18 protein-coding genes, 1 pseudogene and 1 riboswitch are annotated in these 19,889 nt (G+C 65.0%); of the genes and pseudogenes, 9 read left to right on the top strand and 10 right to left on the bottom strand.

From position 1 onward, the window contains the following. Positions 1 to 187 precede the first annotated feature (187 nt). The 5 genes from H535_RS0110465 (at position 188) to H535_RS0110445 (ending at position 5,640) form a co-directional block, all read left to right on the top strand. On the top strand, positions 188 to 997 hold the full coding sequence (locus H535_RS0110465; protein WP_026819508.1) for a class I SAM-dependent methyltransferase: 810 nt from the start codon (positions 188 to 190) through the stop codon (positions 995 to 997). Between the two features lie 165 nt (positions 998 to 1,162). Beyond that, positions 1,163 to 2,062, top strand: coding sequence for a phosphatase PAP2 family protein (locus H535_RS24750; protein ID WP_155838649.1), 900 nt, complete (start codon positions 1,163 to 1,165; stop codon positions 2,060 to 2,062). Positions 2,063 to 2,103: 41 nt separating this feature from the next. Next, complete coding sequence (locus H535_RS0110455; RefSeq protein ID WP_081416586.1) at positions 2,104 to 2,604, top strand: low molecular weight protein-tyrosine-phosphatase; 501 nt, start codon at positions 2,104 to 2,106, stop codon at positions 2,602 to 2,604. After that, entirely contained in the window at positions 2,591 to 4,726 is a 2,136-nt protein-coding gene (pabB, locus tag H535_RS0110450) for an aminodeoxychorismate synthase component I (protein ID WP_026819506.1), read from the top strand. Before H535_RS0110455 ends, pabB begins: the two co-directional genes overlap by 14 nt. 32 nt (positions 4,727 to 4,758) lie before the next feature. After that, positions 4,759 to 5,640: an aminodeoxychorismate lyase gene (locus H535_RS0110445; RefSeq protein WP_026819505.1), complete on the top strand. Its 882-nt coding sequence runs from the start codon at positions 4,759 to 4,761 to the stop codon at positions 5,638 to 5,640. 42 nt (positions 5,641 to 5,682) lie between these two features. On the opposite strand, the gene H535_RS24745 is transcribed toward H535_RS0110445, so the two are convergent. The 3 genes from H535_RS24745 to H535_RS0110430 are packed head-to-tail and all read right to left on the bottom strand — an operon-like array spanning position 5,683 to position 8,677. Further along, on the bottom strand, positions 5,683 to 6,558 hold the full coding sequence (locus H535_RS24745; RefSeq protein WP_081416606.1) for an energy-coupling factor transporter transmembrane component T family protein: 876 nt from the start codon (positions 6,556 to 6,558) through the stop codon (positions 5,683 to 5,685). Beyond that, positions 6,548 to 8,059 (bottom strand): ABC transporter ATP-binding protein, encoded by a 1,512-nt coding sequence (locus H535_RS0110435; RefSeq protein ID WP_026819504.1) that lies wholly within the window; start codon positions 8,057 to 8,059, stop codon positions 6,548 to 6,550. Before H535_RS0110435 ends, H535_RS24745 begins: the two co-directional genes overlap by 11 nt. After that, positions 8,060 to 8,677 carry an ECF transporter S component gene (locus H535_RS0110430; protein WP_051299003.1) on the bottom strand — a complete coding sequence of 206 codons (618 nt, stop codon included), beginning with the start codon at positions 8,675 to 8,677 and terminating at the stop codon, positions 8,060 to 8,062. It lies immediately after the preceding gene. A 75-nt stretch (positions 8,678 to 8,752) separates the two neighbouring features. Beyond that, a riboswitch (TPP riboswitch) is annotated at positions 8,753 to 8,910 on the bottom strand. Positions 8,911 to 9,022: 112 nt separating this feature from the next. Between H535_RS0110430 and H535_RS24740 the strand changes: the two genes are divergently transcribed. Next, positions 9,023 to 9,298 (top strand): DUF4235 domain-containing protein, encoded by a 276-nt coding sequence (locus H535_RS24740; protein ID WP_051299001.1) that lies wholly within the window; start codon positions 9,023 to 9,025, stop codon positions 9,296 to 9,298. Positions 9,299 to 9,559: 261 nt separating this feature from the next. Here H535_RS24740 and mnhG read toward each other — a convergent pair. From mnhG to H535_RS24730, 6 genes and pseudogenes are all read right to left on the bottom strand, one after another. Continuing rightward, a pseudogene (mnhG, locus tag H535_RS29920) lies at positions 9,560 to 9,907 on the bottom strand (monovalent cation/H(+) antiporter subunit G); the annotation flags it as partial. 7 nt (positions 9,908 to 9,914) lie between these two features. Then, on the bottom strand, positions 9,915 to 10,175 hold the full coding sequence (locus H535_RS0110415) for an MrpF/PhaF family protein (RefSeq protein ID WP_026819502.1): 261 nt from the start codon (positions 10,173 to 10,175) through the stop codon (positions 9,915 to 9,917). Continuing rightward, positions 10,172 to 10,750, bottom strand: coding sequence for a Na+/H+ antiporter subunit E (locus H535_RS0110410; RefSeq protein ID WP_026819501.1), 579 nt, complete (start codon positions 10,748 to 10,750; stop codon positions 10,172 to 10,174). The genes H535_RS0110415 and H535_RS0110410 overlap by 4 nt, the downstream gene beginning before the upstream one ends. Continuing rightward, positions 10,747 to 12,366 (bottom strand): Na+/H+ antiporter subunit D, encoded by a 1,620-nt coding sequence (locus tag H535_RS0110405; protein ID WP_026819500.1) that lies wholly within the window; start codon positions 12,364 to 12,366, stop codon positions 10,747 to 10,749. Before H535_RS0110405 ends, H535_RS0110410 begins: the two co-directional genes overlap by 4 nt. Beyond that, on the bottom strand, positions 12,363 to 12,866 hold the full coding sequence (locus H535_RS0110400) for a Na(+)/H(+) antiporter subunit C (protein WP_026819499.1): 504 nt from the start codon (positions 12,864 to 12,866) through the stop codon (positions 12,363 to 12,365). Before H535_RS0110400 ends, H535_RS0110405 begins: the two co-directional genes overlap by 4 nt. Next, positions 12,863 to 15,832 (bottom strand): Na+/H+ antiporter subunit A, encoded by a 2,970-nt coding sequence (locus H535_RS24730; RefSeq protein ID WP_035769128.1) that lies wholly within the window; start codon positions 15,830 to 15,832, stop codon positions 12,863 to 12,865. Before H535_RS24730 ends, H535_RS0110400 begins: the two co-directional genes overlap by 4 nt. Before the next feature lie 154 nt (positions 15,833 to 15,986). Here H535_RS24730 and H535_RS24725 point away from each other — a divergent pair, with 154 nt between their 5' ends. Continuing rightward, the gene (locus H535_RS24725; protein ID WP_035769127.1) at positions 15,987 to 17,366 is read left to right on the top strand and encodes an MFS transporter; all 1,380 of its coding nucleotides are present in this window, start codon (positions 15,987 to 15,989) and stop codon (positions 17,364 to 17,366) included. A 129-nt stretch (positions 17,367 to 17,495) separates the two neighbouring features. Here H535_RS24725 and dcd read toward each other — a convergent pair whose 3' ends face one another. Continuing rightward, on the bottom strand, positions 17,496 to 18,080 hold the full coding sequence (dcd, locus tag H535_RS0110385; protein WP_026819498.1) for a dCTP deaminase: 585 nt from the start codon (positions 18,078 to 18,080) through the stop codon (positions 17,496 to 17,498). 86 nt (positions 18,081 to 18,166) lie between these two features. Here dcd and H535_RS0110380 point away from each other — a divergent pair, with 86 nt between their 5' ends. Both H535_RS0110380 and H535_RS0110375 read left to right on the top strand, forming a co-directional pair. Further along, positions 18,167 to 18,649: a cation:proton antiporter regulatory subunit gene (locus H535_RS0110380; RefSeq protein ID WP_026819497.1), complete on the top strand. Its 483-nt coding sequence runs from the start codon at positions 18,167 to 18,169 to the stop codon at positions 18,647 to 18,649. A 6-nt stretch (positions 18,650 to 18,655) separates the two neighbouring features. Beyond that, positions 18,656 to 19,846 carry a cation:proton antiporter gene (locus tag H535_RS0110375; protein ID WP_026819496.1) on the top strand — a complete coding sequence of 397 codons (1,191 nt, stop codon included), beginning with the start codon at positions 18,656 to 18,658 and terminating at the stop codon, positions 19,844 to 19,846. Positions 19,847 to 19,889 lie beyond the last annotated feature (43 nt).

Raw genomic sequence — 19,889 nt, 5'->3', positions numbered from 1 at the left:
CGGATGTCCAAATGAAGTTGAGTCATGCACACTCAACTTCACTGCTGGCTCAGGCCTCATTGATTCCACGCCCGAAAGGTGCGGGCTTCGCGGATTCCATGCCGGGACGATCGGACCGGGGCCGCCTCTGAAACAGTACGACTTATTGGCTTCCACCGGCGCCAACCGCCAGAGTAGCGTGCCGGATATGAGCGAAGACGTCTACTCCCATGGCCACCACGAGAGCGTGATCAATTCCCACGCTCTCCGCACCGCAAGGGACTCGGCGGCGTACCTGCTGCCGCATCTGCTGCCCGGATGCGATGTTCTTGATGTCGGCAGCGGCCCGGGAAGCATCACGGCGGACTTCGCCGAACTCGTCGCTCCAGGGAACGTCACCGGCGTTGACCGGGAAGCCGACGTCGTTGCCCACGCCACCGAACTTGCCGCCCGTCGCGGACTGGGTAACCTCAGCTTCCGCTCCGGCGACGTCTACAACCTTGATGTCGGCGACGACACCTTCGATATCGTCCATGCCCATCAGATCCTGCACCACCTCGCCGATCCGGTGGCAGCCATGCGGGAAATGCGCAGGGTGGCCAAACCAGGGGGACTGATCGCCGCCCGAGAGGGTGATTACGGGGCGATGCGGTGGTTCCCGGAAGCGGCGGCACTGGACCAGTGGATGGATATCTACCAGAAAATTGCCCGCGGCAATGGTGCCGAGCCGAATGCCGGGCGGCGCCTGCTGAGCTGGGCAAACCAGGCCGGCCTGACCGGTATCATCCCCTCCGCCACTACGTGGGTCTACGCATCCGAGCCGGATCGGCCACAGTTCGCCGACTCATGGGCCGAACGCATTGTGCATTCCTCCTACGGCACCCAGGCCATCGAACGTGGATTGGCGGACAGCAGCGAACTTCAAAACATGGCCGAGGGTTTCCGGGCATGGGGCGCCAACCCTGACGGCTGGTTTGTCATGATCCACGCAGAAATCCTGGCCTGGGTGGACGGCTGACGCCGTGGCCCCACCGTCCCGGTGGAGGCCAGCGCCACTGTCGATGGCCCATGACCGGCCCGCTGAAGACAAGTAACCCGGACCGCCTGGGTGACATTACCCACATGCGCGGCCGAGCTGCGGCAAATTCCTCGAAGTCCTTCAACCATTGCTATAAACTTCATCGTGGGGACGAAAACGGGGGGGATCGTCTACGACGAGGAGTGGATTGTGCTCGATGGCCCGGATACACCGGCCGCGGTGACGGGCGATGCGGCGCCCGGTGCGCACCGTCGTCCCTCCGCTCCCTCATCAAAACGTGCCGCATTCGTCGGTTTCGTCACGTCGCTGCCCGTACTGGTCTGCCTGCTCGTGTTCATCACCGTGCTGGCCAGCGGCCCCCTCCACGGCCTGGACCGCGCACTGAACCAGCCTTGGTCGGAGTGGGTTTTCCCCGAGTGGCGCTCCTTTGTCGATGACATCATTGACCCCATCGCCAGCCAGGCGGTCATCATTCCTATTCTCGGAATCACCGCCGGGCTGCTGTCCATGCGCCACCGCACCTGGCGTCCGCTGCTGATCGCAGCTGCTGCCGAGTTCGGCGTGGTCGGAATGGTCGGGGCCATGAAGATCATCATCGCCCGCCCCTCGCCGGTGCTGGAGGATCCGTCTTTCTTCCACGGAGGCTTTTTCAGCCAAGGCGGCTACGGGATCATTTACCCGTCCGGCCATGCCGCCCAGTCCATTGCGCTGTACGGGATCCTGGTATTCTTGCTGAGCCGCTACAGTCAAGTCAGCAAAAACACCATCAATCTGTTGTCGGTGGGTGTCGGCATTATCGCCATCATCACCATGTTCAGTTCGATCTACCTCGGATGGCACTGGGCCACCGACTTGTGGGCAGGGTTCATCACTGGCGGCCTGGTGTTGCGCGCCACGGTCTATTTCAACGACATGATCCCGAGCCGCATACCCCGTGCCACGAGTATGCAGTACTCCTTCCCGCCGCCGGTGCCCCGGACCGCCCGCAGCACCGTCCCGGTGGCCGATCCCGATGTCGACGAGCCGGTCCGCCGGGTCAAATAGGGCCACATCCGCCGGCCCCGGTTGCTGGGTAGACTGGGCCCATGTTCCGCATCATCACCGTCTGCACTGGAAATATTTGCCGCTCCCCCATGGCGGAGCTGATGCTCACCCGGGCATTGGAAGAGGCCGAGCTCGACGACGTCGCAACGGTCGACTCGGCAGGTACCACCGACTACGAAACAGGTCGACCGATCGACGAGCGCGCGTCACGCAAGCTTGGATCCCAGGGCATTTCCAGCTCCACCCACCGCGCCCGTCGCTTTGAAGACAGCTGGTTTCATGAGCGCGACCTGATCCTGGCGCTGAACGATGACCACTACGAGGAACTGCGCGCCCTGGCCCCGGACGAGGAAAGCCGCGACAAGGTGCGGATGCTGCGCGATTTCGACCCCGAAGTCGCCGGGGAGCACCCGCAGCTGCAGGGCATCGCCGACCCTTGGTATGGCGACGAAGCCGGATTCAACGACAGCTGGAACCTGATTGAGGCATCGATCCCGGGCGTCGTCGAGTACGTCCGGCGGGCCACCCATGCCACCAGGTAGCCTGCACGGACCGCTGATCATCGCCGTCGACGGCCGCTCCGGTGCGGGTAAGACCACGCTCTCGCTGGAGCTGGCGTCCGGCCTGCGCACCCACCACTCTGTCTCGCTGTTCCATCTGGAGGACATTTACCCCGGCTGGGACGGGTTGCAGGCCGGGGTCGGCGCCTACCGCGATTGGGTGCTGACGCCCGTTTACCACGGCACGGATGCCCGCTGGAAGCCATGGAATTGGGAGGCCGGCCGGCACGGAGCCACGCGCCTGCTGCACGCATCAGAAATCGTGATCGTCGAAGGCGTCGGCGCCGCCCACCGTGCAGCTCGGTCAATGGTCGACGTCGTCATCTGGTGTTCGGCCACCGATGACGAACGCAAGGAGCGTGCGCTCCGGCGGGACGGGGACCTCTTCGCCCCGTTCTGGGATCGTTGGGCCGAACAGGAAGCCGAATTGCTGGCCGGGGACGATGTGCCCGCCGCGTCCGACCTGCTGGTGGAGGCGTTGGAAGACGCTGACGTTCCCGTCCACACCATGAACGCGCTCGCCGGGCTGCCCCAGGCCGAGCACCTGCTGATTCCCGAACGCACCCGCCGCGACGACATGAGGGTGTCGGCGCGCCGGCACCCCGGATTAGTGGATGCTGCCACGTGCTTCGGGACTGTCTACGGCGCTTCTGAGCGGGCAGTGTGGTTGGACAGCTCAAATGCGCCGGCAGGCATGGATCCCCCATCGGGCGACGGCGAGGCAGCGCAGCGGTGCCGTTTCAGCATTATGGCCGACGACGGCGGTCCGCTGGGCCGGTCGGCCACCCATGCCGGGGGCCGCACCACGATCCGCAGCACGGCGGTCACCGCCCGCATCGATGGCCCGTTCTTCCGCTGGCTGGATACGGTGTGGGGCCACCAGCAGGTGGACAGCCCGACTCCGGCCCCGTTCGCGCTCGGCTGGCTTGGCTTCCTCGGTTATGAACTGAAACGCGAGACCGGTGGCTCGGACACCACCTCGCACACGACCTCCGACACCCCGGATGCGGCACTGATTTTCGCCACGAGGGCCCTGGTCTTCGACCATGCCGAACAGTGCATATATCTGCTGGCCCTCGACGACGGCGGCTCGGCCGAAGCCTGGCTGGACGAAGCCGCGACCCGGCTGGGGCACTTGGCGGAAGACCCGGCGCCGGGCACGGGAGAACCTCCACGCCACGGCGAGCGGCCGCCAGCCCCGGGCGAACCAGCAGTCCCGGACCATGCGGCGTCGGCTCACGTCCCGGCGGGCCCGACCTTCAGCAGCCGAGATTCCCGGCGGGAGTATCTGGACCGGATCAACGCCGCCCAACAGCAGATCCGTGACGGTAATTCCTACGAAATATGCCTGACCACCGCGTTGCGGGCCCGCCCGCTCGAACCGGTTGACCCGTGGCAGACCTACTTGAGGCTTCGCCTCCGCAATCGCGCGCCGTTCGCCTCATACCTGCGCTTCGGCGACCTGCATATCGCCAGCACCTCCCCCGAGCGCTTCCTCCGCCTGGACACCGAAGGTGCCCTGCGGGCCGAACCGATCAAGGGCACCCGCCGACGGGACCCGGACGCCACACGCGATGCCGCAATCCGTGCCGGACTGCACAACTCCGACAAGGACCGGGCGGAGAACATCATGATCGTGGATCTGCTGCGCAACGACCTGTCCCACTTCGCCGTTCCGGGCAGTGTCACGGTCTCCAGGCTGTGCAGCGTGGAATCGTATGCCACGGTGCACCAGATGGTCAGCACCATCGATGCCCGACTGCGTCCCGGAGCAGACCGGGCGTCTGCGGTGGCCGCCGCGTTCCCCGCCGGTTCGATGACCGGCGCCCCGAAAATCAGCACCATGGACATCCTCGATGGTCTGGAGCAGCAGCCCCGCGGCGTCTATTCGGGCGTGCTGGGCTACTTTTCGCTCAATGGAGCGGCTGATTTGTCGGTGGTGATCCGTACTCTGGTGATATCGGCCGACGACGGCGGCCAGCAGCTCACCCTCGGCGTGGGCGGGGCCATCACGGCCGATTCGGATCCGGAAGCGGAATGGGAAGAGGTACGCACCAAGGCGTACGGAGTGCTGTCGGCCCTCGGTGCCCGGTTCCCTGACTGAGCCTGCGGCCGGACCGGCACTAAAGTGAAGTCATGACTGTTCTGGTTTTCCTGGATCCTGCCCATGAACACGGCAGGATTGCCGACGCCGGCCACCCCCAGTTAATGGCAACGGACCTGGGCGCCACCCGCGGCGATGGCGTATTCGAATCGCTGCTGGTGGTCCGCGGCACCCCCCGGAAGCTGCAGGCGCACCTGGACCGGCTGGGCCATTCGGCCGAGGCGATGAAGCTTGAGCTCCCGGACCAGCAGGCCTGGCGCAGGGCGATCACCACCGCGCTTGACGAGTTCGCAGCAGTGGAGAAGGCGGCTGCGCCGGAAATTGTGCTGAAGCTGATGTCGACCCGCGGGGTGGAAGGAAGCGGACGGCCGACGTCGTGGGTCAGCGTCTTCCTTCCCTCGCCCACTGCCGCCCGGCAGCGTGAGGACGGTATCGACGTGCTGCTGCTGGACCGGGGCTATGACAGCACTATCGCGGACCGGGCTCCCTGGCTGCTGCTGGGCGCCAAGACGCTCTCCTACGCGGTGAATATGGCGGCCATCCGCCACGCCTCCGAACAGGGCGCAGATGACGTCATCTTCACCAGTTCGGACGGGAAAGTACTGGAAGGACCGACGGCCACGGTGCTGGTGGCCCGCACCCGTGACGGGACCCGGGAACTGGTGACCCCGCGACGGGACAGCGGGATACTGCCCGGCACTACACAAGGTGCCTTGTTTTCCGCCGCCGGGCAGGCCGGGTGGAGACTGGGCTATGGCCCGCTGGAACGGGCCGACCTGCTCGACGCCGACGGCGTGTGGCTGGTCTCCAGTATCCGGCTGCTGGCACCGGTCAACAGCATCGACGGCACGGCCATTGCCGGCTCCCCCGCCTTGACCGCCGAACTGACCACGCTGCTGGATAAAATCACCTGAGGTCCGGCCACGATTGAAGCCCGGTCCGGGTCCGGTGCGCCGCTAGAACACAGGGTTCCACGTTCCGGCAGCAACGGCTGAACCGACGGCGGCAGCGGTCACGGCGAAGGAGACGCAGAGTACCCACGCGTCGATACCGCTGTAGCGGGATTGCCGTGCCCACGTGCGTTCGGCCCCGCCGAAACCACGTGCCTCCATGGTCATCGCCAGGCGGGTCGCCTTACGGATCGCCTGCACCAGCAGGGCCAGTGACTGGGCCAGCGACGTCCTGACCCGTGCCGCGTATCCTCCGCCGCCGGAAACGCCGCGGGCCCGGCGCGCCATCGTGAGCACCTGCCATTCATCCAGCAGCAGTCCCACCAGCCGCATCGCCGCCAGCGCGCCAAGCACAAACCGGTGCGGCAACCGCAGCTTCTGCGCCAGCGCATCGGCCAGATCCGTCGGGTCCGTTGAGGCGAGAATAATGATCCCCGGCAGCGCAATCGCCAGGCCGCGCAGCATGATGGCCACGCCGGCGCTCAACGATCCTTCGCTGAAGCTGATTACCCACCATTCGAACACCACCGCACCACTGTCCGGGGCCAGCAACGCGGTTCCGTACCCTCCGACGACCGCCGCGGCCAGCAACGGCCAACCGCGCACCAGCAGCGTCCGCAGTGACACACCGGCCAGCGGAAGCACTGCGAGCTCGCAGATCAAAGCAATGCTCGCCGACACCCAGTCCACGGTGAGCACCAGTGCAATAGTCAGCAGCAATACGCCACCGAGTTTCGACACCGGATTGGCCCGTGCCAGTACCGCCGTCCTGCCCCCGGCGCCCTCGGAACCGCCGGAACCGCCGGAACCGCCGGAACCGCCCGCGGGGCCATCCGCGGAACCGCCCGCGGCACCGCCGGCGGCGATGCTCTCACTGCTCATGCCCAGCACCCCTTTCGGGCTGCGCGTCCAGGTGCAGCCGGCTGCCACCCAGTAGCTCGGTGAAGTCCTCATCATGAGTGACCGATACGACGGCGGCCCCCGCGTCCAGCTGGCTGTTCAGCAAACTGGCCAGTTCCGCCCAGGTATTGGCGTCCTGCCCGAACGTCGGCTCATCGAGGACCAGCACGTCCGGCCTGGCCGCCAGCGCCGTCGCCACAGACAACCGCCGCTTCTCCCCGCCGGAGAGCGTGAAGGGATTCGCCCCGGCCACATGGGACAATCGGAGACGTTCCAGCAGCTCCTCGACGCGGCCTGCGTCGTTGCCGTCGTCGTGCAACTGCCGAAGTCCGAACGCCAGCTCGTCGTAGACCCGATGGGTGACAAACTGGTGCTCCGGTTCCTGGAACACGGTTCCTATCCGGCTGATCAGGTCCTTCGGTCGCCACGTGCAGGGATCCGGCCCGGCTCCCGCGGCGAGTGCCTCAGATGCCGTCACATGGCCGGAAACCGGCGGGAGCAGCCCGGCGAGGGTCAGCGCCAGCGTTGATTTGCCGGCCCCGTTCGGCCCGGTGATGCTGAGTGCCTGGCCGGCTGCCACCTGGGTATTGATGCCAGCGGCAGCGGGACGGGGTGGATGCCGCCGTCGTCCCTTCTCCCGCGAGACGGACAGATCCAGCGTCCGAAGCAGCTGGACACCGGATCCGTGGTTGTGCCGTGGCTCGACCTCCGGCCGGCGGCCGGGCACCCACACGCCCGCGTCCTGCAGTCGCCGCCGGTTGTCGTCGAGGACCCTCGCAGGTGCGCCGTCCGCAAGCACGGTTCCTTCATCCGACAGCACGACCATCCGATCCACGACATCGGCCCAAACCGCCACCCGATGCTCCACCACGACCATTGTCGCGGCGGTCTCGTCCAGCGAACGGACGACGGCATCCCGCACCTGATTGACCCCGTCCGGATCCAGGTTGGCGGTCGGTTCGTCCAGCAGCAACAGGCCCGGCTGCATGGCCAGCAATCCGGCCAAGGCCAAACGCTGCTTCTGCCCGCCGGACAATTTCGACGTCGGCCCCTGCAGCGGCAGATTCAGGCCCACTGCATCCAGGGCCCGGTGCACCCGCGACCAGATCTCGGCCGGAGGGACGGCAAGGTTTTCCGGGCCGAATGCCACGTCATCGCCAATGCGGCTGAGCACCACCGAGGCTTCAGGATCCTGCTGCATCAGGCCGGCACGGCCGCGCAGTGCCGCTGCCGGGTACCCGTCGATCTGCAACCGGCCGTATTCATCGCTGTCTTCCTCGTCGCCGAGGACCCCGGCCAGCCCGTGCAGCAGGGTGGATTTTCCTGCGCCGGAGGGACCCAGCAACAACACCCGTTCACCGGGGCTGATATGCAGGTTCAGCCCGGTCAGTGCAGCATCGGCACGGCCGGCATGGCGCCATCCCCACCCGACGGCGGAGACCTCGGCAGGGTGGACCTGTTGACGGCTCAGCGTGGAAACCACTTAAATCCGGTTCGTCGCGCGGCCGGAGGCCAGGCCGGACAAGACGCCGGTCTGCCTCAGGCCCTTGTAACCCATCCAGGACAGCAGCCCGGCAATTACGACCCCGGAGACGGCGGTGAGCAGCACGTACATCAACTTCCATTCGACGGCCCACTCGGCGTTATAGAGGAAGTTCTCGTTCACGCCCAGCGCGATCCCGGAAAAGAGCCCGGCCAGCAGCGTCACCGGCAGGTTCCAGGTACGGTAGCGGAAGGCGGCGAAGGCCAGTTCGGCGGCGAACCCCTGGAGCAACCCGGAGATGATGACTGTCATGCCGAAGTGGGTGCCGAGCAGGCCTTCGACGGCCGCGGCAATCAATTCGCAGTACAGTGCGGCGCCCGGCTTGCGGATCAGCAGCCCGCCGAGTACGCCGGCAATCAGCCATCCGCCGGTGTACAGACCGGCCAGGGGCGGAAATGCCGTGGTCACGGCGGCGATCACGGTGTATCCCTGCGACCAGATCCAGAAGATGACGCCCATGGCGACTGCGATGACCGAGGCGACAACGATGTCGGCGATGCGCCAGCGCGGATTGGTCTTCTTTTTCGTGTCCCCCGTGCCATTGTGATGGGCAACCATGATGATCCTCCTGCAGTTCAGGAGGGGAGAACGGTTCCTTCGACGGGATGCATTGGATGAGCCCGCCCGGGTTCCTGTTCCGAGAACTCGACTCCCTTCGCCGGTACTAGCCGGATCAGGTTCGAGGGTCAGCGGTTACTCCCGCAATCTCAGCGCCCTGCAGCGTCTCTGGCTTGTCTGACCTGCTCTGACTCGCTCTGGCCTGCTTGCGGGGCGCTCCCCTGTCGTTTGTGTTACGGCCCCAAGTTTACACGTTATTCACCGTGCCGCCGATGTTCGATCGAGACGCAGCGAGCAGTTAGGCTAAGGGAGAAATGGCCATTCGCCCCTACGAACGGAGTTGTCATGAGCGTTGTCTATAAGCTGATCGGAACCGGTGTCACCGTTGGAGGCACGTTCGTGGCTAAGAAGCTTGTTTCGTTCGGCTGGAAGAAGCAGACCGGCAAGAACCCGCCGTCGGCCACGAATGATCTGGAAATCTCGTGGAAAGAGGCCCTCATGTGGGGGCTGCTGACCGCGTGCGCGTCCACCATCATCCAGGTGACGGCGGGACGCGGCACGCAGCGCGCCATCCAGAAGGCGGAGGCCAAGAAGGAAAAGGCCCCTCTGGAAGAGAACTAGGGAAGAAATCTAGCGAAGCGATCCAGCCACAGCTTCAGGCCCTCCTCCAGACCCCGCGTCCGTGAGGCCGCGCCTTCTTCAGGCCGCGCCTCCTTAAGAGGTGGGATGCGTCGTCTAGTGACGGGATTCGTCGTCGTCGAACCTGGCGTTCTCCGGCGGTCCGTCCCGGTCCGGCAATGCTATGTCCTGCTGCTCCGCTGCGGCTTCCTCGGCCTTCTCACCCGCTTCGGCGGCCCGGCGGTACTCGCCCGCCCGGTACTGTGCCGCCGCTTCCACCACTTGGTCCAAATCGTCGATCTTCAGTAGTTCCTCGTGCCGGTGCTTGGTACGGTAGCCGGACCGGCCCACCATGTGGGCCGAGACCGGTGAGGTCAGCAACTGGAATATCCAGGCGATGACCAGCAGCGGCACCAGTGACCACGAACGCAGCTGGATGGCGATGGCGGTGAGCATCAACAGCAGCCCGAGCACCTGTGGTTTGGTGGCCGAGTGCATCCGCGACATTAAATCCGGGAACCGAAGCAGCCCCACGGCTGCCGCCAGCGACATCAATGCCCCGCAGATCAGGCACACGGCCACGATGGAATCCAGCACCAGTTGAAGGTTCACCGCGTCTTCACCTCTTATCCGATACGAACCGGGCAACCGTGACCGAACCAATGAAGCCGATCACGGACAACGCCACCATCAGCATCAGGTTTTCCAGATGCCTGTTAATCGCCATGTCAGTGGCCAGGCCGGCCGCGATGATAGCCAACAGCACATCCGCGGCCAGTACCCGGTCCAACAGCGAGGGGCCCCTGGCCATCCGGTAAATGGCCCCGGCGGCCGCGAGCGACAGGATAACGCTCACCACAACCAGCACAATCTGCATCATGAGGCGCCTTCCTCTCCCGACCGGGCCGGGTGCTGGTCGGGTTCGTTACGGATCAGTTCCAGTTCCTGCTTCGAGCCCATCGTCTTAATCAGCCGGCTCTCGATCCTGCGGACGGTGGCGCGCATGGCATCCGCCCCGTCCTCGCTGACCACGTTGATGCAGTGCAGGTACAGGGTGGAGGTGGAACGGTCCACCTCCACCACCAGGCTGCCCGGGATCAACGAGATGATGTGGCCGGTGGCGGTCACCACCAGGTCCGAGGAGCTGCGCAGCCGGACAGCCACCACTGAGTTCTGCAGTCTGGGTCCCTTGGCCAGGGCCAGGTAGGCCACTTCGATGCTGCCGGCCACCACCTGGTAAAGGAAGTTCAGGGTTAGTCCGGCACCGTGCAGCACGTTGAACCGTCCTCCCAGTTCCACTGGTGGCAGATACAGCAGCTGGGTGATTCCCACGGCGATCAGAGCCCCGAACAACAGGTTGCCGACGCTGAAGTCGCTCCACAAGGCTCCCCATACGATCACCAGCCAGATGATCAGTGGCAGTTCCTGCCGCAGGCTGTTCCGCTTGCGCATCAGTTGTCCACCGCCCCTTCGCCGAGCACGGCCTCAATGTACGGGGCGCGCTCCAGCATCGCCTCGGCCGCGGTGTGGCTCAGATCGAACAGCGGTCCGGCGAAGATGGTCAGTGCCAGGCCGATGCCGACGAGCCCTATTGTGGCTCCAACCATTCCCGATGGCAGCAGCGTGGCTTCTCCATTACCCGGAAACCGCCCTTTGCCAGTATCGTCTGCCACGGCTGTCGCCGTCCCCACTTCGGTCGCTGAGCTGCGTGTCGCCAGCAGGACCGGGTCCGGGAATTCCGCATCCTCCGGTTTGCGCCAGAAGGCTCTGTTCCATACCCGTGCCATAGCCAGCAACGTCAGCAGGGACACCAGCACCCCGGTACCCACCAGGACGTAGGCCAGCGGCGTGCCGAGCTCGACGCCGGCCTGCAGCAGGCCCAGCTTTCCGAGGAATCCGGAGAAGGGCGGTATTCCTCCCAGGTTCATCGCGGGGATGAAATACAGCACGCCGAGCAGCGGTGACAGCCTGGCCAGTCCGCCGAGACGGTCGATGGAAGCGGTCCCGCCGCGCCGTTCAATCAGCCCTGAGACGAGGAACAGGCTGGTCTGGATCGTAATGTGGTGGGCGACATAGAACATGGTGGCGGCCAGCCCGACAGCGGTGGAGATGGCCAGTCCGAACACCATGTAACCGATGTGGCTGACCAGCGTGAAGGAGAGCAGACGTTTAATGTCGGTCTGGGCCAGCGCACCAAGGATCCCCACGATCATAGTCAGCGCCGCGGCAACCATCAGCATCGCGTCAAGCTGCTCGCCGGGAAACAGCAGGGTCTCCGTACGGACCATGGCATAGACGCCCACCTTGGTCAGCAGTCCGGCGAACACCGCGGTAACGGGGGCCGGGGCGGTGGGATAACTGTCGGGCAGCCAGAAGGACAGCGGGAAGACTGCCGCTTTAATGCCGAAGGCGACCAGCAGCATCAGATGCAGCATATTCCGCGTGCCGGGATCCAGCTCGGCCAGCTTGATCGCCAGATCTGCCATATTCACGGTGCCTGTGGCCCCGTAGATCATGCCGATGGCGATCAGGAACAGCATCGAGGAGACGACGCTGACGACGGCGTAGGTCACCCCCGCTCGGATGCGCGGGCCGGTTCCGCCCAGCGTCATCAGCACATAGCTGGCGGTGAGCAGGATTTCGAAGCCGACGTACAGATTGAACAAATCCCCGGACAGGAAGGCGTTGGAAACACCGGCCACCAGGATCATGAACGTGGGGTGGAAGATCGAGACCGGACCGTCCTCGTCGCCGTCGGCCACGCCCTGTCCGGTGGCATAAATCAACACCGCCAGGCTCACTGAGGTGGAGACCACCAGCATCAAGGCGGAGAACTTGTCCACCACCATCACGATGCCCCATGGCGGCAGCCAGCCGCCCAGGTTAACCGCCTGAGGGCCGGAGTCCCAGGCCAGGGCGAGCAGGGTGGCCTCCAGTGCCAGGGTGAGGGTCAGCACCGTGATGCTGACGACGCGCTGAATCCTCGGATGGCGGATCAGCACGAAGGCTGCAGCTGCGCCGAGGAAAGGCAGGACGACCGCGAGTGGGGCCAGACTGGTCACACTCGTCATCGTTTCGGCTCCCTCGGTGCCCGGTTGCCGGGCGTTTCGTCCTTCTCGTCCAGATTGCCCGGACCGGAGAAATCGAGATTGTCCGGCCCGCTGAACTCGGATGTCTCCAGCGGCACCTCGGAGTCGTCCTCCACGTCGTAACTGCTCTGCCGGGCCACGCGGCGGTCTTCGATGTCGTCCTGCACCTCGTCCTGGCGGGCCAGCATCCAGGAGCGGTAAATCATCCCGAGCAGGAACGCGGTGATGGCGAAGGAGATAACGATGGAGGTCAGGATCATCGCCTGCGGCAACGGATCATTATATGCTTCCGCGGGAATATCCTCGTCGAACAGCGGTGCCAGTCCGGCGAAACCGCCGGTATTGAGCAGCAGGATATTGGCTCCATTGGCCAGCAGCACGATCCCCAGCAGCACCCGGGTCAGGCTCCTCTCCAACAGCAGGTAGACACCTGCGGCAAAGAGTCCTCCCATGACGATCAGCAGGGTGAAGTTCACGCTCATCGCTGCCCCACCTCTTCCTTCCGGGCCACCGGCATGCTGCCATCACCATCACCTTCGCTGCGTTCGTCGATTTCCGAGCCGAGGCTGCGCAGCACATCGAGCACCAGCCCGACGACCACCAAGTAGACACCGATGTCGAAGATGGTCGAGGTGACAAACTTGACGTGGCCGAAGAGCGGAAGCGTGCCTTCAATGACGGCGCTCTGGAACACTTCCCCGCCGAACAACACCGGTGCCAGCGCGGTCAGCGAGGCGATGCCGAGACCCAGTCCCAGCAACAGGCCGGCGCTGATCGGCGTCGCCTCCGCCAGTTCGAACCGGCCGCCGGCCAGGTAGCGGATGGCCAGGGCCAAGCCGGCCATCAATCCGCCGGCGAAGCCACCGCCGGGACTGTTGTGGCCGGCGAGCAGCAGATAGATGGAGAAGATCACCACGCTGTGGAACAGCAGCCTGGTGATGACCTCGAAGATGATGGAGCGCCGTTCCGGGGCCAGTGTGCGTCCGGCCACCAGCCACGCGTCCCTGGCGACGTTCGAGAACTTCTTCGCCAGTGCCAGCGCGGCGGCTTCGCGGCCGAACTCGTCCAGGTTTTCCTGTCCACGATCCACGGTCCCGGTCTTCACCCCGTCGGCACGGCGGCGGCGGTCCCCGCGACCACGGACAAAGATCAGGCTGGCCACACCGGTGGCCGCGATGGCCAGCACGGAGATCTCGCCGAAGGTGTCCCAGGCCCGGATGTCCACCAGGGTGACGTTGACGATGTTCTTGCCCTCGCCAATCCGGTACGCAAGTTCGGGGAACCTGAGTGATATCGGCATGGCGGTACGGGAGCCCATGGCCGCCATCGTCATCAGCATCATGACCAGCCCGAAGGTGATGCCGATACCGGCCCGCAGCACCCGGTGCCGCGCAGCTTCGCGTCTCCACACCTTGGCCGGCAGGGAGCGCAGCGCCAGCACGAACGCCACCAGCACCATGGTTTCGACAAGCATCTGGGTCAGCGCCAGGTCCGGCGCCCCCTGCAGGGCAAAGATCAGGGCGATGCCGTACCCGGTGACGCTGACCATCAGCACCGCGAGGAACCGCTTGTTGGCGCGGATGGCGCCGATGGCCCCCAGGATGATGCCCAGGCCGGCCACGGCCTGCACCGGCGAGTCGAACCAGCGCCAGTGTGTGGGCATCAGCGGCGCTTCGCCCAGCAGGAATGCGCTCAACGGCACCACGATCGCCGTCGTCAGGATCACGAACAGGTAGAACAGCAGCGAACCACGCTGGGTGCGGCCGGTGACCCACACGGCCGTCTCATCGAGCAGCCCGATGATGGTGCGGTAGCCGCGCTCCGCATCGAAGACCGGGCGGAACCTGGCCTGGAACCGGGAAACGGCACGCCCGCCAAGGAACAGCAGCACCCCGGCCGCCACGGTCACGCCACTCAACAACAGCGGCAGGTTGAATCCATGCCAGATAGCCAGGTACGGGTCCGCCGGGCCGTCGGGGAACTGGCGCATATAGGGCTCGATCCAGCCGTTGACCGGGCCCGGGTGGATGCCGAAAAGTATCGTCCCCGCCGTGAGCACCAGCGGGGCGACGAGTAATTGCTTGCTCGCTGGAGCGAAATCGGTACGCGCAATCCCTTGCTTGATGCCGAAACCGCCCCACACAAAGCGGCCGCTGTAGGCGAAAGTCAGGATGGAACCAATGACGATGCCGGCCAGCATGACCATCCCGGCGCCGCTGGTGGCCTGGTGGACGAAGGCCGAATACACCGTTTCCTTGGCCACGAACCCCGCCAGCAACGGCAGCCCCGCCATAGATGCGGCGGCGATGATCGAAATCCAGGCCAGCCACCGTGCGGACCTGAAAAGCCCGGACAACTTGCGGATATCCCGGGTACCGGTCTGGTGGTCGATGATTCCCACCACCAGGAACAGGGTTCCCTTGAACAAGCCGTGGGCCAGCAGCAGGGCAAGTCCGGCCAGTGCCGCTTCGCGGTTGCCCAGCCCGACCACCAGTGACAGGAACCCGAGTTGGCTGACGGTGCCATAGGCCAGCAGCAGCTTCAGGTCGGTCTGCCGCAGGGCACGCCAGCCGCCGACCAGCATAGTGGCCAGCCCGAGGATCATGATCAGCGGATCCCAGAACACGGTGTCCGCATAACCGGGGGCAAACCGCGCAATCAGATAGATCCCCGCCTTGACCATGGCCGCGGCATGCAAATAGGCGCTCACCGGCGTCGGCGCCGCCATCGCCGCCGGCAACCAGAAGTGGAAGGGCACCAAGGCGGACTTGGTCACTGCGCCCAGCAGCACCAGGGCGATCGCAACATCTATGGCAATTCCGCCGTCCGTCAGCGCCGATGCGTTGGCGATAACCTGAGACAGCCGGTAGGTGCCGGCCGACTCACCGATCATGATCAGCCCCACCAGCATGGCCAGTCCGCCAAACGTGGTGACGATCAGGGCCTGAAGGGCCGAACGCCGCGCTGCCAGGCGTCCCCTGGAGTAACCGATCAGCAAATAGGACAGGATGGTCGTCAGTTCCCAGAAGATGTAAAGCAGGATCAGGTCATCGGCGGTGACCAGCCCAAACATCACCCCGGCGAACCCGAGCAGCTGCGAGCCGAACGGGCCCAGCGCGACGTCGGTGTTCTTGAAGTAGCGGGCACAATAGAACAGCACCAGCGCGCCGACCCCGAGGATCAGCAGCGACAGGATCCAGGCCAGGGCATCGAGCCGGAAGGCCAGCGCCACATCCAGGTTCGGGATCCATTCGATCACCAACGTGGGCGGGGCGTTCGGTCCGCCGTCGCCGCCCGGGCTCATCACGTCGTCGTACCGGCTCAGCAGCCAGGCAAACGATCCGGCCGGAACGGCAGCGAGCAGGTAGAAGCCGGAGCGGCCAAGCCAGGAGAAGATTAAGGGCGCGAGGAGTGCCACCACAAAATGGATAGTGAGCACAAGCAGCACGATGATCTCCGTGGCAATGGCGGTTGACCTGATGGAACGCCGCTCGGCAAGGAAACCGCTATCAACGCCCGCAAGACAACCATGGGATGGTCAAGGGCCAGTGATTAGATTCTAGCAAGGGCATACAAACTCATCCGTCATATAGCATCAGCGTATGAGCCAATCCACAGACGCTCCCGGCTCCGGCGGCCGGCCGGATGCGCCCGACGGCCCGCGCGTTTCCGGCAGCAAACGGCAGATTGCCGCCTGGGGCTCGTGGGATTGGGGCTCGGCCGCCTTCAACGCCGTTATGACGACTTTTGTCTTCACCGTGTACCTCACGTCCACTGCGGCGTTCGGTGGCGAGGACTACGTCTCCGGGATGCTTGGCGGCGCGTTGGCCATCGCCGGGCTGACGATCGCGTTACTGGCCCCCATCACCGGGCAACGCTCCGACGCCGGCGGTCGGCGCAAGCTGTGGCTTGGGGTGAACAGCCTGCTGGTGGTGGTGCTGACCGGGCTGTGTTTTTTCGTCTATCCGCGGGCCGAATTCCTGCTGCTGGCTGTGGTGCTGCTCGCCGCGGCGAATGTGTTCATGGAATTCGCCAGCGTGAACTACAACGCCATGCTGGTGCAGATTTCCACTCCCGCCACCATCGGCAAGGTCAGCGGGTTCGGCTGGTCGATGGGGTACTTCGGCGGCATCGTTGCGCTGGCCATTGTGCTGTTCGGATTCGTCTCCCCCGGCTTCTTCGGGGTGCCCACCGAGGAGGCGTTGAACATCCGGGTGGTGGCGGTGTTCTCGGCCGCCTGGTTTGCCGTCTTCGCCATTCCAGTGATGTTCGCGGTCCCCGAGATCAAACCCGTTCGAGCGGAGCGGATCAGTTTCGTTGCCTCCTACAAGCTGCTGTTCCGCCGGATCAGGTCGATTTACCGCTCCAGTCCGCACACCATCTTCTTCCTGCTGGCCAGTGCCGTCTTCCGGGACGGGCTGGCCGCAGTCTTCACCTTCGGCGGGGTTATTGCCGCCGGCACGTTCGGATTCGCCCTGCAGGAGGTGATCATCTTCGCCATCGCGGGCAATGTGGTCGCCGCGCTGGGGTCAATCGCCGGCGGAGCGCTTGATGACAGAATCGGGCCGAAGCGGGTGATCGTGATATCGCTGGTCGGGCTTCTCATCGCCGGTCTGGCGATCTTTGCGCTGGGCAACGAGGAGTACACCGTTGTCGGCTTCACCTGGTCCGGCGTGCTGACCTTCTGGGTCTTCGGTCTGCTGTTGTGCCTGTTCGTGGGCCCGGCGCAGGCTTCCTCCCGTGCGTTCCTCGCCCGGTTGGCCCCCGAAGGCGAGGCAGGTGAACTGTTTGGCCTCTACGCGACCACCGGCCGCGCCGTCAGCTTCCTCGCACCGGCGCTGTTCACGGCATTCATCGCCGTATTCGGCAGCCAACGATACGGGATCCTGGGGATCATGGTGGTGTTGCTGGCCGGTCTGGTGGTGCTGCTGCCGGTCAAACCGCCGTCCAGGACGCCACCGGCCGCCGTTCCGGCAGGTTAGCGGCCGCCGCATGATCCAGGCGCCGAGCATTCTCGCTCCGGTTTGGGACAAAGTGACACCGGCGCCGCCGGTCAAATGTCCCAAAGCGGAGGGAAGTGGAAGGACCCGGCGCTACCCCGCGGACGGCGGTCAGTTGCCGGTGAGGTTGCTGCGGTGGAAATTCAGGTGGGACCGGGACGCCGTCGGACCCCGCTGGCCCTGGTAGCGGTTCCCGTAGGGCCCCGATCCATACGGGAATTCCGCCGCCGAGCTCAAGCGGAAGAAGCACAGCTGGCCGATCTTGGACCCTGGCCACAGCTTGATCGGCAGCGTGGCCATGTTGGACAGCTCGAGGGTGACATGCCCGGAGAAGCCCGGGTCGATGAATCCCGCCGTCGAATGCGTCAGCAGTCCCAGCCGTCCCAGCGACGATTTCCCTTCCAGCCGTGCCGCGACGTCGTCCGGCAGGGTCACCGCCTCATAGCTGGAGCCCAGCACGAACTCGCCGGGATGCAGAATGAACGGCTCATCGGGGGGCACCTCCACCAGCCGGGTCAGTTCCGGCTGGTCTGCGGAGGGATCGATGTGCGCGTACTTGTGGTTGTCGAATAGACGGAAATAGCGGTCGATCCTTACATCCACGCTGGAGGGTTGAACCATTGAAGGGTCATACGGATCCAGCGTGATCCGCCCGTCGTCAATCTCGGCACGAATGTCGCGGTCAGAAATCAGCACCATCCAAAAATAGCGCATCAGCCGCCGCTGGCCGAAAGTGGGCATATCGCGACGTGGCGGAAGTTGCATGGGTTTAGGGTGAAACTATGAACGTTGACGAGACACCGCTGCCCGGAATCGGTGTGCGCAAAGAAATTACGACGGCGTCGGGGCGCCGGATCGGCATCGTCACGCAACGCGACGGACAGACCGAGCTGATTGTTTCCCGCCAGGATGATCCCGACGCTGCGATGGCCTCAATCCCGCTGACCGTGGACGAGGCGGCGACGCTGGGCAATCTGCTGGGCGCTCCCCGGCTCGTCGCCCAGCTCACGGACGAACACCGCGATCTTCCCGGGGTCAACACGCGCCAGTTCCTGATCGAGACCGACTCCCGGTTCGACGGGTTGACGCTGGGCGACACCGAGATGCGGACCAAGACCGGTGTTTCGCTGGTCGCCATTATCCGGGCAGGCAAGGTGCTGCCCTCGCCGACGCCGGATTTCGGCCTGACCGGCGGCGACCTGCTGGTGGCCGTAGGCACCTCGAAGGGGCTTGACGCCGCCGCCAATATTATCCAGCAAGGCTGAGCCCGGATGAGCCATACAGCACTCATCCTGATGGAGTTGGGCGCGATTTTCGTGTCGCTCGCCCTGCTGGGTCGGCTCGCTGGAAAAATCGGCATCTCACCTATTCCGCTCTACCTGGTCGGAGGATTGTTCTTTGGCCATGGCGGGGTCATCGACTTCACAGGCTTGGAGAACTTCACCCGGATCACCAGCGAGATCGGCGTGGTGCTGCTGCTGTTGCTGCTCGGGTTGGAATATTCGGCCAAGGAATTGGTCAACGGGCTGCGCCAGTCCTGGTTCGCCGGGCTGCTGGACCTCGTTCTCAACTTCTCTCCGGGAGCGGTGATGGCTTGGGCGCTTGGTTGGGGCCCAATCGCCGCCTTGGTGATGGGCGGGGTGACCTACATATCCTCGTCCGGGATCATCGCCAAGGTACTGACCGACCTGGGCCGGCTAGGGAACCGGGAGACGCCGGTTATCCTCTCGTTGCTGGTTTTCGAGGACCTCGCAATGGCGGTATACCTCCCGGTGCTGACAACCGTGCTGGCGGGCTTTAGCTTCGCCACAGGCGCCCAGACGGTGGGAATCTCGCTGCTGGTGGTCACCCTGGTGCTGGTCATCGCGCTGAAGTACGGTCGCGCTGTCTCAACTATTGTCGACAGCGACGATCAGGAGGTCTTCCTGCTCACTGTCCTTGGGGCGGCGCTGTTGGTCGCAGGCGTCGCCTCCACCCTGCAGGTCTCGGCCGCCGTGGGAGCCTTCCTGCTTGGCATCGCCATTTCAGGTTCGACGGCGACCAACGCGACCCGGATTCTGGAGCCGCTGCGGGACTTGTTCGCCGCGATGTTCTTTGCGGTCTTCGGGCTGAACACAGACCCCTCGACCATTCCTCCCGTCCTCGGTTGGGCAGTTGTACTCGCCCTCGTCACCACCGTCACCAAGATCGCGGTGGGATGGTGGGCCGCCAAGAATCAGGGAATCGGCGTGCCCGGCCGTGCTCGCGCCGGGACGTCCCTGGTGGCCCGTGGCGAGTTCTCCATCGTCATCGCCGGTCTTGCCGTCGCCTCCGGGGCGGTTGAGCCCGAACTGGCTGCCATGGCAACGGCCTATGTCTTGCTGATGGGCATCTTCGGTCCCGTGCTGACCCGGTTGGCCGAGCCTGCGCTCCGTTTACTGCAGCGCAAATCCGCCGTTCCGGCCGGCGGCCGCGCCCGGTAGTTCCCACGTTCTCCCGGCCGGTTTCCACCTCGGGCCCGTGCTG

The sequence above is a fragment of the Arthrobacter castelli DSM 16402 genome, assembly GCF_000430705.1.
GTDB lineage: Bacteria > Actinomycetota > Actinomycetes > Actinomycetales > Micrococcaceae > Arthrobacter_C > Arthrobacter_C castelli.
The sequence above is the reverse complement of the archived record's forward strand: the minus strand, read 5'-3'. Positions and strand labels throughout refer to the sequence as shown.

Excerpts from the sequence above, each read along its gene's own strand:
- H535_RS0110400 (WP_026819499.1), bottom strand. The coding sequence starts at position 12,866 with ATGAGCGTGAACTTCACCCTGCTGATCGTCATGGGAGGACTCTTTGCC.
- H535_RS24745 (WP_081416606.1), bottom strand. The coding sequence starts at position 6,558 with ATGAGCAGTGAGAGCATCGCCGCCGGCGGTGCCGCGGGCGGTTCCGCG.
- H535_RS0110455 (WP_081416586.1), top strand. The coding sequence starts at position 2,104 with ATGTTCCGCATCATCACCGTCTGCACTGGAAATATTTGCCGCTCCCCC.
- H535_RS0110430 (WP_051299003.1), bottom strand. The coding sequence starts at position 8,677 with ATGGTTGCCCATCACAATGGCACGGGGGACACGAAAAAGAAGACCAAT.
- H535_RS24740 (WP_051299001.1), top strand. The coding sequence starts at position 9,023 with ATGAGCGTTGTCTATAAGCTGATCGGAACCGGTGTCACCGTTGGAGGC.
- H535_RS0110445 (WP_026819505.1), top strand. The coding sequence starts at position 4,759 with ATGACTGTTCTGGTTTTCCTGGATCCTGCCCATGAACACGGCAGGATT.
- pabB (WP_026819506.1), top strand. The coding sequence starts at position 2,591 with ATGCCACCAGGTAGCCTGCACGGACCGCTGATCATCGCCGTCGACGGC.
- H535_RS0110380 (WP_026819497.1), top strand. The coding sequence starts at position 18,167 with ATGAACGTTGACGAGACACCGCTGCCCGGAATCGGTGTGCGCAAAGAA.
- H535_RS0110375 (WP_026819496.1), top strand. The coding sequence starts at position 18,656 with ATGAGCCATACAGCACTCATCCTGATGGAGTTGGGCGCGATTTTCGTG.
- H535_RS0110415 (WP_026819502.1), bottom strand. The coding sequence starts at position 10,175 with ATGATGCAGATTGTGCTGGTTGTGGTGAGCGTTATCCTGTCGCTCGCG.
- H535_RS24725 (WP_035769127.1), top strand. The coding sequence starts at position 15,987 with ATGAGCCAATCCACAGACGCTCCCGGCTCCGGCGGCCGGCCGGATGCG.
- H535_RS0110405 (WP_026819500.1), bottom strand. The coding sequence starts at position 12,366 with ATGACGAGTGTGACCAGTCTGGCCCCACTCGCGGTCGTCCTGCCTTTC.
- H535_RS0110465 (WP_026819508.1), top strand. The coding sequence starts at position 188 with ATGAGCGAAGACGTCTACTCCCATGGCCACCACGAGAGCGTGATCAAT.